Annotated in this window: 12 protein-coding genes; 6 read left to right on the top strand and 6 right to left on the bottom strand. The window is 34.9% G+C overall.

Annotated elements, in window-relative coordinates:
- Positions 1-63 precede the first annotated feature (63 nt).
- Positions 64-2,445: an ABC transporter permease gene (locus KKG99_01255; GenBank protein ID MBU1011606.1), complete on the bottom strand. Its 2,382-nt coding sequence runs from the start codon at positions 2,443-2,445 to the stop codon at positions 64-66.
- Positions 2,446-2,662: 217 nt separating this feature from the next.
- On the opposite strand from KKG99_01255, the gene KKG99_01250 reads away from it, so the two are divergent.
- From KKG99_01250 to KKG99_01235, 4 genes are all read left to right on the top strand, one after another.
- Positions 2,663-2,956 (top strand): hypothetical protein, encoded by a 294-nt coding sequence (locus KKG99_01250; protein MBU1011605.1) that lies wholly within the window; start codon positions 2,663-2,665, stop codon positions 2,954-2,956.
- 629 nt (positions 2,957-3,585) lie between these two features.
- Complete coding sequence (locus KKG99_01245) at positions 3,586-4,188, top strand: hypothetical protein (protein ID MBU1011604.1); 603 nt, start codon at positions 3,586-3,588, stop codon at positions 4,186-4,188.
- Positions 4,189-4,221: 33 nt separating this feature from the next.
- Positions 4,222-4,740 (top strand): TlpA family protein disulfide reductase, encoded by a 519-nt coding sequence (locus KKG99_01240; GenBank protein ID MBU1011603.1) that lies wholly within the window; start codon positions 4,222-4,224, stop codon positions 4,738-4,740.
- Entirely contained in the window at positions 4,733-4,918 is a 186-nt protein-coding gene (locus KKG99_01235; GenBank protein MBU1011602.1) for a PLDc N-terminal domain-containing protein, read from the top strand. The genes KKG99_01240 and KKG99_01235 overlap by 8 nt, the downstream gene beginning before the upstream one ends.
- 582 nt (positions 4,919-5,500) lie before the next feature.
- Here KKG99_01235 and KKG99_01230 read toward each other — a convergent pair.
- Complete coding sequence (locus KKG99_01230) at positions 5,501-6,031, bottom strand: hypothetical protein (protein ID MBU1011601.1); 531 nt, start codon at positions 6,029-6,031, stop codon at positions 5,501-5,503.
- 226 nt (positions 6,032-6,257) lie between these two features.
- Positions 6,258-7,025 carry an exodeoxyribonuclease III gene (gene xth, locus KKG99_01225; protein ID MBU1011600.1) on the bottom strand — a complete coding sequence of 256 codons (768 nt, stop codon included), beginning with the start codon at positions 7,023-7,025 and terminating at the stop codon, positions 6,258-6,260.
- Positions 7,026-7,248: 223 nt separating this feature from the next.
- Between xth and KKG99_01220 the strand changes: the two genes are divergently transcribed.
- A complete protein-coding gene (locus tag KKG99_01220) occupies positions 7,249-9,024 on the top strand; it encodes a chloride channel protein (protein MBU1011599.1) in 1,776 nt (591 codons plus the stop codon).
- A 50-nt stretch (positions 9,025-9,074) separates the two neighbouring features.
- On the opposite strand, the gene gatD is transcribed toward KKG99_01220, so the two are convergent.
- Together gatD and gatE are read right to left on the bottom strand one after the other, a co-directional pair.
- Positions 9,075-10,460 carry a Glu-tRNA(Gln) amidotransferase subunit GatD gene (gene gatD / locus KKG99_01215; GenBank protein MBU1011598.1) on the bottom strand — a complete coding sequence of 462 codons (1,386 nt, stop codon included), beginning with the start codon at positions 10,458-10,460 and terminating at the stop codon, positions 9,075-9,077.
- 20 nt (positions 10,461-10,480) lie between these two features.
- Positions 10,481-12,484: a Glu-tRNA(Gln) amidotransferase subunit GatE gene (gene gatE / locus KKG99_01210; protein MBU1011597.1), complete on the bottom strand. Its 2,004-nt coding sequence runs from the start codon at positions 12,482-12,484 to the stop codon at positions 10,481-10,483.
- Positions 12,485-12,760: 276 nt separating this feature from the next.
- On the opposite strand from gatE, the gene KKG99_01205 reads away from it, so the two are divergent.
- Positions 12,761-14,284 carry a hypothetical protein gene (locus KKG99_01205; GenBank protein ID MBU1011596.1) on the top strand — a complete coding sequence of 508 codons (1,524 nt, stop codon included), beginning with the start codon at positions 12,761-12,763 and terminating at the stop codon, positions 14,282-14,284.
- Here KKG99_01205 and KKG99_01200 read toward each other — a convergent pair.
- A complete protein-coding gene (locus KKG99_01200; GenBank protein ID MBU1011595.1) occupies positions 14,281-15,228 on the bottom strand; it encodes an MCE family protein in 948 nt (315 codons plus the stop codon). The two genes, KKG99_01205 and KKG99_01200, sit on opposite strands and share 4 nt — an antisense overlap.
- Between the last annotated feature and the right edge of the window lie 11 nt (positions 15,229-15,239).

Raw genomic sequence — 15,239 nt, 5'->3', positions numbered from 1 at the left:
CAACTTGTCCGGACACTCCAAATCTAGATTAGCAAAATCAAATTATAAACTAGTTAAACCAAATTATTCGTACCTCAACGAATCAATGGGATTTGCTTTTGAAGCACTAATCGTTTGATAACCTATGGTTAATAATGCAATAAAAATCGAAATAACAGCCGCAAGTGCAAAATACCACCATGCCAGTTCTTCTCTTTCCGTAAAATTATTTAACCAATTATTGAAAAAATACCAAGCAATAGGCCATGCTATAATATTGGCAATAATCACCCATTTTGAAAAACTCTTTGATAGCAATAGTGTAATGTTAGTCATCGAGGCCCCGAAGGTTTTTCTAATTCCGATCTCTTTAGTTTTTTGCTGAGCCATGTAAGAAGCCAAGCCAAGCAATCCTAAACAAGCAATAAAAATTGCAAGGAAAGAAAATGCCAAAAATAATTTTTTTGTCTGCATCTCATTATCATATAATGCATCATATTGTTTATCCAAAAAATTATAATCGATTGGTATGCCTTGGGCATGTTTATCCCAAATATCGGTCAATCCGGTGATCATTTGAGCAACATTATCAGAAGAAACCCTGACGGTCAAATATCCCGAAAAATTATTTCTGCTATTGTTATTAAGAATTGCCATTGGGTGTATTTTTTGGTGTTTCGATTCATAATGAATGTTTTTTACCACCCCAATTACATGCAGGTATACATTTCTGCCGAAGGTTATCCTTGCTCCTAATATTTCATCAAACCCAATCAATTTTTCAGCTTCTTCATTAATAATGATGGCCAGAGTATCTGTTCCATATTCTTTTGAGAAATACCTTCCCTTTGTCAATTCTAAATTTAATACATCATCCAGGTCTTCATCCGAATAAAATAAATTTAAAGTAAAGCCACCTTCCCTGCCTTCGGCCCTGCAACCCCAATTACTTAATGGAATTCCCGGCAAACGGCTTGAAAAAGACACATTCTGCACAAAAGGAAGGGTACTAATTTCATTTTTAACTACCTGAATAGAATTTCCAAGTGTACTGGTATTATTGATTACAATAACCTCTTCTTTATTGAAACCTAAATTTTCATTTTGTAAAAGATTGAGTTGACTGGAAATGACAAATGTTCCAATAATCAGAATGACTGATATCATGAACTGGAAAATAACCAGGGCATTTCTTAACCAGGCAGACTTTCCTCCCTGACTTAAGGTGCCTTTTAAAACTACAATTGGGCGAAATGCCGATAAAACCATTGCAGGATAAATTCCTGAGATGATCCCGACAAATATGCCCAGAAATATTAAACCCGGAATGGTATAAATTATACTGAAATAGGGCATTTGTAAATCGAGGCCAATAAATTCGGGTAAAAGTGCAAGAATGATTTCAACAAAAACGAGAGCTAAGATTAAAGCAATAAAACTGGTTGTTAACGATTCACCGATGAACTGTTTTATTAATTCAAGTTTGCCCGATCCAATCACTTTCCTGATCCCAACCTCTTTTGCCCTTCTGGTTGATTTCGCTGTTGAAAGATTAATGAAATTGATACAGGCAATAAGTAAGATGAAGATGGATACAATTAAAAACACATTAACATATTCCTTACGGCCATTAGCTTCGAATTCTCCCCGTAAATCGGAATTCAGATGAATGGAAAGCAGTGGTTGTAAATAAAGTTCCCATTTATTTCCTCCCGAACTACGTTCGGCATAAGTACCACCAAATAGGTATTTGTCGACAAAGGCAGGAAATTTAGCTTCAACTGCTTTATAATCTACATTTTTATGAAGTAAAATATAAGCCCTGAAATTATTGGCAAACCAAGCGGGATTATTGTAAGAACCGTCAATGCTGATTAATGATAAAGCAATATTGAAATGAAAATGTGAATTTTTAGGAACATCCTGAACAACTGCAATTACCTTATAACTTACTGTATCACTTCGAATGATTTGATTGATCGGATTTGCGTTGCCAAAATATTTTTTTGCGGTACTTTCAGTTAAAACTACACAATTGGGTTCGTTCAACAACCTGTCAGGCTTTCCGGCTATGACAGGAATGGTGAAGATGTCGAAAAAAGTAGAATCGACAATAAAAACTTCATTCTCAATAAAATTTTTATCCTGATATTCAAATTCGAAATCCCAGGAAGCAATTCGGGTAATTTTTTCAATCTCCGGAAAATCGTCATACAAGGCCTTCGTGTATGCCGCTGCTGTATAAGTTTGATAAATTTCTGTGGTTCCGGATAAGGCTTCCACTGCAATGCGATGAATCCGATCTGCATTTTTATTAAAACGGTCGTAACTCAGCTCATTAAACACATAGAGCAACCCGATAATACTTATGGCCATCCCGATTGATAAGCCGAAAATATTCAGAAAAGTATAGCCCTTGTTGCGCATAAAGATGCGAAAGGTGGTTTTGAAGTAATTTTTTATCATGATTGGAAGGTTTTTGTAAATAAGACTACTCTTTGTTCAAAATGTTACACTTAAATTTGCTGTGCGAAGTTTTAAACTTCGCACAACAATGTTCAGCTGAATAGGATTCCATTAAATTCAATAACCAATTTCATTTTAAAAATCTATTGAATATTAGCTTGACATTATTAATTTTATGGTATAAAGAGCAGACAATAAACAATTAAATTACAATCGCATGAAAAAAAACAAAGAATTTTTTATCTTTTTTCTGATTGCCTTCCTTTTTAGTAATTTGTTTTTTTATTTTGAAGAAGGCATTAAAACTTTTAAATTTTACACGAACCTGTCTGAGATTGTTTTTCTCATTTTTATCACATTCTTTTTTACGGCCTTTCCGATCACCCTTTTTTATGGCTTGAAAAAGAGTTTTCTTAAATCATTATTAGGGTTTATTCCTATTGTTGGATTTGTGTTTTTTATTATTTTAGAAAATACTCATTCAAATGTCGAAATTTCATCGCTGTGCTAAGTTTAAAACTTTGCACAACATTAGTTTGTTCAAAATTGATTTGTTCTTTTGTCTTGAATCCAACATTTGAAAGCTTTGCGATTGCTTACAAGATTTCCACCCTTATTATTGCAAAAGGAGCTTCTTTAAGAATTTTAATAGGTCAATTTTTCAGAAAAAAATGAGCGATATGTTGAAGCATAGGGCAGGTCAGAAAAAACGGCGAATACTAATTAGTGCTTGATATTTATGATCTTCTTTTTCAGCAGTATACCTATGAAAACTTTGGTGTACTTCAAATGCTTATCGAGAATTATTCTAAATTGAAAATATATCCAAGTTAGAAGGGTTACCTTTTAGCGATAATTGGAATTAACAGGTGATTTGCCTATTGATTTTTCAATTTTTATACTCCCCAAATTATATTTAGTATTTAGTTTGATTTGATTCGTTACTGCTTTTTGGTTGCATGTTTTATCGGTCAGCATAAAACTTAACAAAACGCTAAGCTTGAATAAATAGCATTTATGATCCTGCTTTACAATTAAACTGATCAGGTATTAATTCGAGATAGATGAAAACTATTCAATTATTGTCAAATTAAAAGTTTAAACCATAAAAAACCATTTTTTTTGATACTTTCATTTTTTATGATAGTATTAAGTTCTTGCTCAAAAATAGGAACGGAGCAATCTGATACAAACGAATACCCTAAACTGTTATGCAATTTTTTAAAAAGTAATGACTTTTTAACCCTGAAGTCAACATATCCATCACTGGCAAAAGGGCTTGACTTGAATAATTTTAATCAATCTCAAGAAAAAGGAGTTACATTTTACTCTTTACAATCCGCAATTAATGAAAAAATTCTTGGAAATATTCTCTTCACAACAACAGAAACAGGATCTTTTGTTACTATCATTGAACTATTTACACGCAATGAAATAGGTGATATAATAAGTTTTAATTATAATAGTGTCTATGGAGAAACTGCATTTTTGTTAAATTGCGATAAGATTGATGAACAAACATTCTCACTTAAATTAGATAAAAACAGTCTTTACTTAACCTTAAAGCGCTCATGGTGGACTTGTGTTCGTGAGTGTGTTGGTGATGCTTGGGGTGCATGCGCAGATGATCCTGAATGTGATTTTGTTTGTACTATAATTGGCCCAAGTTGTGCAGGTTCTGTTGCAATTGCCTGTGCAGCTTGGTGTGCAGACGATACAGATAATGAATTAATACCCAATTAATAAAAAAAGAGTAGGATACATCTTCTCGAATCAATGAAAAAAATTATACAACTAGTAATCATAATTGCCGTTATTGCCGTAATTGGGTCATTTGGATTTTCGGTATATAAAAAAATTCAGAAGTTTGATCAAATAATGCTTTTAAATCGAAATTCGAAAATCCTGATTAAACAAAAATTCATAAATATTTACAGTGTTTCAAAACAAAAAGAAATTGAGATTGACCTTGATAATAAAAATATTTTTATACACTTTTGGGCATCCTGGTGTAAGCCATGTGTCGAAGAATTTAATGATTTGGATGCCTTAATTTATAAAACAAATCAAGTCAAATTTTATTTTATCTCAGAGGAGGCTGTTGAGAAAGTAAATGAATTTCAAAAATTTATGGGCTTAAGAAATATTAAATTTTACACCATTGATAAAGCCAACAATCCTTTTAAAATCAATAATTATCCTACTACTTTTCATAATATTAATGATAGTCTATATAATAGGATAGTAGGTAAAAGTGATTGGAATAAATTCTTTAATAATATAGTGTATGACTAAATCCTTCTTTTTCATCGTTGGAATATTAGGGTTTTTGCCAAGTATATATGGCTTAACAGATATTTTAAGAAGAAATTTTAAAAGACAAAAAATTCCTTTTTACTGGATTTTTATTGTTTGTGTTGTGCCACTTATTGGTATCTTTTTCTATTTGAAGTTAAAACCTTGGAAGAAATAATTGTGAATTTATCAATAATACATTTATTTTGTGCATCAAATTGATAATAGTATTACTTTTTGTCCGTTAAATCCTTGAATTCCTGATTTTAATTTAGGGTTTTAAATGTATCCTAACATTCTAAAAGCTTATGAATTTGAAGTTAATGCCAGAATATATTGAAGGTACTTTTTATGTATTGCTGGATCTACTGCTGTAACACTAGCAATTGAAGTACTGATGGTCCAGCAACATTTATGGATAGAGCCGCAGCTGCATAAATGGTAGATTGTGGACTGGGTTTTGCTGATAAATTGTTAGACGAATGAGGATGTAAATTAGATTTATTCGATCACATAACGTAAACCGCTAAAAACCATTACACTTGCAAAAATAAAATGGCTTTCAAGATACACCCACTTTCTGGGCTTTAAAATAAGGCCGATTACAATGGTCGTTATTGGGTTAATCGCTGCTTTTTTTATTATACTCCAGTTTATTAAGTAAATGAAACTTAATCAAATTGAGAACTAATGGAGAAATTATTGTTCAGCATTACCTTTCGTTTACGAAGTTTTTTATTTGTCGATTATTAATTGTTAATTATTTATTGAATTTTTCCCATCCCCAGGAAGGTTTTGGAATTTCAACTTCTTTGGTTAAATCAAAAGAAACCGTAAATACCCTTTCTGTACCCAATCGTCTAAGGTTATAGGTGTATACGGTGCTGTCAACAGTAATCCACCAGGCGTTTGAAAAAGCAGCAGGAATTACTGAAACAGTTTCTTGATCGGCCGGAAATACTTGCATATTGGACGTTCCTGAATTTGTTGATGTTCCGCCATACATGGTTTGTTTATCGTGGCTGCCATCTTCATGTCGGTGATCGTGTTTGAGTTCAATCCTGCCGTTTTTGTATTTCAAAATCCATGTTCTTGATCGGTTATCGCCAACATTGAATGGAATCAAGATTGTTTCATCATCTGCAAAAAGCACATGCATCACTAATTTTTTACCTGCAAAATCATCGTTGGCAGGAGTGCTCATCAATTGTCCTTCAAATGCTTTTCCTTTTAAAGCTTTTAAATTTTCCCAAAATTCTTTAGCTAAGGTGCTATCATTTAAAACAATCAATTCCTTATCGCTAAGGCGTTCTTTTGCATCAGCTTTAAGTTTGGTATTGGAAGAAATGAATAAGGATAGGGCCAAAAGAAAGATAAACTGTTTTTTCATGGGTTGTGTTTTTAGTAAATGAAAAACTAAAATACACTTTTTATATCATTAAAAAACGATGAAAAAGTAAAAAAATCCCATAAGAAATTGTGGGATTTCCAAATTGCCAATACAATAACATCCCTAATTAGTTAATGTCTATCTCCAACGTAATCGGGCAATGATCCGAATGCATGGCTCCGGGCAAAATCAAGGCTCTTTGCATTTTATCTCTTAAATTTTTACTTACCATATGATAATCGATACGCCAGCCTTTATTGTTGTCACGCGCATTTGACCGGTAACTCCACCAGGTATAATTATGCGGTTCGGGATTAAATGCCCTGAACGAATCAACAAAACCACTGTTAATAAATTCCCCAATCCATTCACGTTCTTCAGGCAAGAAACCCGAATTGTTTTTATTCCCTACCGGATCGTGGATATCAATGGGTTTATGACAAATATTGTAATCGCCCGAAATAATTAATTGGGGTCGTTCTTTTTTTAATTCGTTTATATAATGCTGAAAATCGATCAGCCATTGCATTTTAAAAGCCTGCCTGAATTCACCGCTCGATCCTGAAGGATGATAAACACTGACAACGGAAATGTCGCCATAATCGGCTCTGATAAACCTTCCCTCATCGTCGTATTTTGGAACGCCAATTCCGTAAACAACTTTATCGGGTTCTTTTTTGGCAAGGATAGCAACTCCGCTATATCCCTTTTTTACCGCAGATAAAAAATACGTTTTATATCCGGCAGCTTCAAACTCAAAAATAGGGATTTGGTCGCCTTGAGCCTTTGTTTCCTGCAAACAAATCACATCCGCATTTACTGCATTTACCCATTCCATAAAACCTTTTTTCATGGCGGCCCTAATTCCATTTACATTATATGATATTATTTTCATTTTTAAAATTTAAGATTATAGATTCAAGTATCAACCTGCCGCAAGCAGGGACACAAGATTTTATTTAAATTTTCGAATCGCTTTTTTATCTTTACGTTTGCATAATACTAATTACTTAGAAAGATTAAAAACTAACCTAACTTTTGATTTGGCTAAGATAAAAGAAAGTGATGAATTAATTGTTCGCTAATTATATTTTATATTATTTTGCACCCGACTTAAAATGACTAAATATAAGGTATTAAAACGGTTCTTAACTTGGCGCCTGAAGCATATAAACGACAGGCAGTTCATTTTAATCGCAAGTGTTCTGATCGGAATTCTTGCAAGCATAGCTGCTATCATCATTAAGAAATCAGCTTCTTATATCTCTTCATTTCTTACCAGCAATTTTGCCAACGAGTACGAAAACTATCTTTATTTGGCATTCCCGATGATCGGGATATTGATTGTTGTATTTTTTGTTAGGCATTTTATCCGTCAGGATATCGGACATGGGGTTGCAAGTGTACTCTACGCAATCTCTAAGAACAAAGGAGTTATCAAGCGCCATAATATGTTTTCCTCAATTATTGCAGGAACAATCACGGTTGGGTTTGGAGGTTCGGTAGGGTTAGAGGCACCCACAGTTGCAACCGGTGCAGCTATTGGCTCAAATATTGGCCGCCTGCTTCATTTAAACTACAAACAAATCATTTTATTGATTGGAGTGGCTACAGCTGCAGCTATTGCCGCTATTTTTAAATCCCCAATTGCTGCCATTGTTTTTGCGCTTGAAGTATTAATGCTGGACCTAACCATGGCCTCTGCACTTCCATTGTTAGTGGCCTCAGTTACCGCGGTTATTTCGTCTTACTTTTTTTTGGGTCAGGCTGTATTATACCCCTTCGAAATCAGGGAGACCTTTCTACTAAAAAACACCATCTTTTACATCATCCTCGGAATTTTATCAGGGATAATCTCTGTATATTTTACCAAGGTTCACATTTTTATCGAACGATTATTTGTGAAGGTAAAGCATTGGTATGTTAAATTAATGATCGGAGGCTCTATTTTAGGAATTCTCATTTTCTTTTTCCCATCCCTTTACGGTGAGGGCTACAGTTCAATTAATGCAAGCCTTCAGGGAGATATCAACTTTTTATACGACAAAAGTGTTTTCTATTCATTAAAAGACAATATGGGGGTTATTTTCCTGTTGTTTTTAATGATTATTTTGTTAAAAGTAGTTGCGAGTTCGGTGACTTTTGGAGCAGGTGGAATTGGAGGAATCTTTGCTCCTACCTTGTTTATTGGATCGATCGCAGGATTGTTTTTTGCAAAACTGGTTAACTATTTTGGATTAGGGATCCTGCCTGAAGGTAATTTTGCGCTGGTAGGAATGGCAGGTTTAATTGCAGGGGTTCTGCATGGGCCCTTATTTGCAATCTTTTTAATTGCCGAAATTACCGGAGGTTATCACTTAATTGTCCCGTTGATGATTACTGCCACAATATCGTACGGTACCATTAAAATCTTTCTTTCTCATTCGGTTTATACCCATGAGCTGGCAAGAAAAGGGCAACTTTTTACCCACGATAAGGATAAGGCGGTACTATCCATGATGAAAGTCGGGAAATTAATTGAGCGGGATTTTTTAAGTATTGGCCCCAATCAAACATTGGGCGACCTGATTCAATTGATTTCCGAATCGAACCGTAATATTTTCCCTGTAATTGATCAGGATAATCGCCTTTACGGAATAATCAGGATGGATGATATCCGTAAAATTATTTTTAAACCTGAGCTTTACAAAACAACTCTTATTACCTCCATCATGGTAACTCCTGAAGTTACAATCGATCCCGAAGAATCGATGGAAGATGTTGTTGAAAAATTCAGGGATTCGGGTAAATTTAATATTGTAGTTATTAAAGACGGAGTTTACCTTGGATTTGTTTCGAGGGCTAAAGTTTTGTCGAAATACAGAAGTTTGCTTAAGTATTTTTCGGACGATTAAAGATCTACTTTCTGGATTATAGCCATTGTTTATCCTGTCATAAATGACATCTACTTGTGCACTTTCTTTATAAAATCTTCGACCTCCGAAACGCCACCCTGATAAACCAAATATCCATTATAAGGCTCACGTTCGGTAATTTCATCGTTGATTGGAGTTAGCATCATGCGTTTTACCTCGGCAGGATCTTCTGTTTGACCAAGAATCCAGCTCAACTTTACCCATGCAACCTCCGGTAACATATTCCCTGCAGGAATAATTCCTTTGGCCATCATGTCTCTTCCTGTATCATAAACAAACATATGAACAAACCCCCAAATAGTTTGAAGGGTCATAAACATATGAACGCCTTTTGCGTGTGCTCTTTCAATCGCGGGATATAGTTCTTTATTTACGTGACCCAATCCCGTTCCAACAATAATAACGCCTTTATAACCTGCTTCCACCAATGAATCCAATGTGTCAGCTTTCATACCGGGATAGTAATACAGCATAGTTACTTTATCCGAGAAATAAGGTAGTATCGTCACATTTTTATCCTTGCGACGATGTTTGTATTCTTTTTTGATCATTGTTGCACCCTTACGATTGATCATTGCCAATGGAGTATCACCAATGGTGCGAAATGTAGAACGATAGGAGGAGTGCATTTTACGAACCCTGGTTCCTTTGTGCAATAATCCATAATCATCAGAAGTAGGACCAAACATACATACCATGACTTCAGCGATATCAGAATGTCCGGCTGCTGTCATCGCATGCATTAGATTTAAGGCAGCATCGGAACTGGGACGATCAGAAGATCGTTGAGAACCAACCAAAACGATCGGAACCGGTGAGTTCTGAACCATAAATGTCAATGCCGCACCGGTATGATGAAGGGTGTCGGTACCATGTCCAATTACAATTCCGTCCACTCCATTTTCAATTTCTTTACCGATAGCAGTTGCAAGCGCCATGTATTGTTTTGGCCCCATATTTTCACTGAATACGGCAAATATTTTTTCTGTTTCCAGATTACAAATATCCGCTAATTCAGGAACGGCTCCATAAAGTTCGCCCGGTGAAAATGCCGGAATAACGGCACCTGTCCGATAATCCAATCGTGAAGCAATGGTTCCGCCTGTCCCGAATAATTTTACTTTAGGCAATCCTTTTGTATAAGGGAATTCCTTTTCAGGAATTTTGTAATTGGCTTTTTTATACCCGGTTTCCTTCATCGATGTGATGGTTACGATATCAATTCCAATATTGTAACCGGTTATGATTTTCATGACAATATGTTGGTCGTCATCATTTTCCGATCTTGGCAAAACAGTTCCATTAAAAGTTCCACGGGTGGTTTCGACAGTTGCTTGTCCCCAAACCCTGCAATTGTATTTCTTCAATATTTCTAAAGAAGCTCCTTTATATCCTTGAAAAAAATCTTCGCTCATTCAATAATTTTTTAATGCTGTTATTTAGCTTCTCTGATTCGAATTGCCAGGTCCGTCATTTCTATATTCCCTATGGCAACATTTTTTAATTCGCCCATGATCCAGTTTACTTCATTTTCAGGAGTGTGATTCATCCCTATTTCAGCAAATTTTTCTTTTAAAAACAAGATGTGAGAATAGATGCTCTCGGCAGTTACCTTTTTATAATTGATGATTTCAAGTACCGATTCAAAATCCATTTTTGGATGTTCATAAACAATTGCAATCATTCGCTTAGCTAATTCAACTTTTAAATCATTTTGTTTTAAAAACTTAAATAGGTCATATATTTTGGGGTAGTTGAATGCATCGGCAGGTCGCACATGACCTTCAACATATTTAAGCTTTTGACCTAAAAATGATCCAAGAAATCGTGGATTAACTTTTAAATCTTCGATGATGGACTTCATCAATAAGAATAAATTCTTTTTGAAGATATACGTATAATTATCTTCAGGAACTTCCCATTTTTTTAACTGATGATAGCGATCAATGATATCGGATGGTGGATTTTTGCCTAATTCTTCAATGTCTTCATTTTTTAAAGGAATAGGTGCAGAATCTGTATCGGGATACATACGATCAGCTCCCGGAAGTACTCTTTCAAAAATAGAAATCCCGCCTTCTAATCCCTTTCGCGTTTCATTCGGAACACCTTGAAAAGCCATTTTGCACCTTTCCTCAATCACTTCAAGTGCGGTTTTAATATCAGCCTCAGGACCCCAGAATATTAATTGAGCATCATTTTCACCTGAATTTAAAAGGATTCGGATTTGCCCATAGTCTTTATTTGAAATATGGCCTTCGAAAGATTCAGAATGGGTATTATTTGGATGTTCCAAACAAGCTACAACTTTTAATCGTTCAACTATTTCATCTGCAAACATTTTACCCGGTTGCGTAAAATGTGATAAAATCCCTTTAAAATTTGGCAGGTTAACGGCTACAATTTTATGATGTAAGGTTTTTGCCTCTTTTATTGGCTTATGTGTAAATTTGAAAGAATGAAATTTCAAAAACTCGTGAGTTGGTTTCCATTTTTCAGGATGTGCAATACGACTTAACAATTCATCTTTAATTTGCAGTAACGCCCATTGTCTGAAACATTCGTTATGTGTCAATTCGGGAATCCATTTTGTGTGGGCTACACCTTTTAACTCAACCCTTGTTCCTCCTTTACAACTAACATTGACATCCTGCCTGGCCGCTCCAATTCCGGTTCTTACTTTTCCGGTACTCCTATTCAAAAAACGGATATAATCACAAACTTCTTTAACCTCAGCAGGGTTAACCATGTCGGGATAAGTAACCGTCTCAATCAAGGGCATTCCTAATCGGTCGGTTTTATAAATTCGGGTGTGGCCAATGTCAGATATTTCGCGACATGAATCTTCCTCCAGGCTAAGCTGAATAAGTCGGATTTTTTTATTTTTCAATTGAAGTTCACCTTCAACCCCAAGAATACAGGTTCGTTGAAATCCGGTCGGGATACTTCCGTCCAAATATTGCTTGCGGGTAATATGAACTTCACCAACAATGTTTAGTTTTGAAAGCAATGATATCTCAATCCCTATATTCAAAGCCTCTCTATTTACAGGAAACGGTGGCGTGTCATCCACCTCATAAGTACAAGTTGTTTCATGTTTTAGTCGATAAACAATCTCTTTTCTGGTTTTAAATTCCATCAAAGCGGTACCATCATATTCACCTAATTCGCTTAAAGTCGGGCGCATGTGCCTGATAACTTCAGCATCAAAATCAGCACTTTTATGATAAACTCCTGCCGGACAATGACAAAATAATTTCTTTTTTGTCAATAGTTGCTGATGAACCTCTAGGCCCGACATAAAACCAATGCGATCGTAGGTTTCCTGATTGGCGTCTTTTCGTTTTACATAACCAACCCTTTCGTAACTTTTTTGATAGTTCTCTATCGGGTCGAATTGATTATTGAGCTGTTTCTCCTGGCTGTTAGTCTGCTTCATTCGTTTTCAATCAGGTGTAAAAATTATCATTTTTTGAACCCCAAATGTACGGATAATATCAGAACTGAAGAGGTGATTACTTGCAATAATTCGGTTTTTTTCAGAGGAGAAATTACAATATTTATTTGATCTGTGATTTTAATAGTTGCTTCTAATCACCCGATTGAAATTCAGGTAATTTTATTACACGGGATTGTGATTTTTATCGATTAGAATTTGAATTGAAGAAGGGCGAATAAAATTAAGTACATTTGTAATCAGTAAAAACACATTAATATGAGGCATCATAATCAGATATTAATTTTAAGACTTTTTGTCCTCTCTTTATTGCTTATTTCCAACGGAATATTAGCTCAAAAAACAAGAATCAGGCATAAGGAAGACAGAATGCTTGGCAGAAATATTGATGGAAAAACGATTAATATATTAATTGGCAATGTAGTGATGTATCAGGATACAAGCACGCTTTATTGTGATAGTGCCGTCCTGGACCTGGAATTAAACACTTTTGACGGTTATGGAAATGTGCACATGCTAATGGGGGATTCAGTTGAGCTTTTTGGTGATAAAATTTACTACAATGGAGAAACAAAAATTGGAGAGGTTTTCGATAATGTTGTTTTGATTGACAATCGGGCTACGCTATACACCAATTATGCAACCTATAACCGATATACAAAGACTGCCTACTATAACCAACACGGGAAAATTGTTGATGATAGGAATGTAATGGTGAGCAGGCTGGGTTTTTATTATACTGATCTGGACGAGTTCCTTTTCAGGGATAGTGTAGTGGTTACAACTCCCGATTATGTCATTAAGGCCGATACAATGCGTTATAATTCCGAGACCGAAATTGTATATTTTCTGGGGCCGACAACACTAACCGGAAAGGATGATTACATGTTTGCTTACCGGGGTTCCTCCGACACAAAAAATGGTATTACCGGCCTTAAAAGGGAAGCAATGGTTAAGCACAAACAACATCTTTTAACCGGCGATTCCATTTATTATGAGAAAGCATCCGGGTTTGGACAAGTATTTAAAAATGCTGTGCTTGTTGATGAAGAAAAAGATGTTGTAATTCAGGGTGATTTTATTGAATATTTTAAGGAAAATGGATTTGCTTATGCAACAGATAGTGCTCTCGCTATTATTGTTGATGGGAATGATTCACTTTTTCTTCATTCCGATACACTTCGCTTAAAATTTGATACCACAAATGCCGCCGAAAGACTATATGCTTTCCGTGGGGTTAAGTTTTTTAGAAAGACTTTACAGGGCGCCTGTGATTCTTTAATATATGAAGTAAATGATTCCGTTATTAATATGATGATAAACCCTGTTTTATGGTCGGACGAAAACCAGCTAACAAGTGATTCTATCAAAATCTTTATCACAAATCAGGAACTTGATTCTTTGGTTTTATTCAACAATGCGTTTATTAACTCCCAAGAAAAAGACACCACTCAATTTAATCAAATTAAAGGGAGAAATGTTATCGGGTATTTCAGTCAAAATGAATTGGTGAGAATTAATGTCGATGGGAATTCAGAGACGATATATTATGTTCGGGAGGAGGAAACCCAGAGTTTAATAGGAATCAATAAAGCTATAGCAAACAACATGGTTATACTTATTAAAGATAAAAAGCCCCAGTCAATACTTTATGTGGAGCAACCTAAAATGACCCTTTTTACAGAAACAGGACTTGTTGGAGAAGATAGAAAGCTGAAAGGATTTATGTGGTTGATCACAAAAAGGCCACTTAACAAAAACGATATTTTTAGGAAAGATTAAAAAATCGAAATCTTAACATAGCGTTTAGGATTAAGTTTAATGTCTTCAAGTAAACGATTTAAATCGGAGGCTGATTTTTCAAGATGAAAATATAGTGAGTCATTCTGCAAAAGTTTTCCAACCGTCCCTTCACCGTTACTAATTCGTTGCATAATCTGTTGTAAATCGTCCATCGATTTATTGACACTACTAAAAGTACCTACAACATCTGCCTTCGCCAACGAATCACTGATGTTTGAGAAATTTGCAAGAATATTGGTAATGTTACCTTCATTCTCATCCAAGTTTTTACTTATCGATTCAATATGGCCTATAATCAAAGACAATCTATCAGCTTCATCGGTAATAAGCGTATCCATTTTCGATGAAGAATGTTGAAGATTATGCAATGTTTTACTAATATTATCAAAACTGTTTGCGAGGTCGTTTCTGGCATTGCTGTTAAAAATAGTTTGAAAAATAGTAACCATTGAATCAATGGAACTCATTAATTCTTCTGCTTTTCTCTTCAATGGCTGAACCTGACGGTTCACTTCGTCTTTTAATGAACCTTCAATGTCTGATAAAAGGGTATCCCCATTTAAGGCTAATTCCTTTTGATCACCAATAATAATGGTTACTTCTTTCGATCCCATCAGTCCGGAGCTAAAAATTCTGGCTATTGAATTTTTTGGAATGGGATAATCGGTTGAAATGGCTAATTCAACAATAATTTTCCCAATATGTTTTTGATCAAAATAAACATCATTTACCTGTCCTACTTTTAATCCTTGAATCGAAATAATATTAGATTTGGTTAATCCGTCAATTTCATTGTAAACAGCATAAAAAACGCGCTCCTTCTTAAATATATTTTTTCCTTTTAAAAAGTTATAACCCCATATCAGGAAGGCTAAACTAACAAGGAATAATATACCAACTTTTATTTCGCGAGACATTTTCACAACCTAATTAT

The organism is Bacteroidota bacterium, assembly GCA_018816945.1.
In the GTDB taxonomy this organism is placed as follows: Bacteria; Bacteroidota; Bacteroidia; order Bacteroidales.
This window is presented reverse-complemented; position numbering and strand designations above follow the sequence as displayed.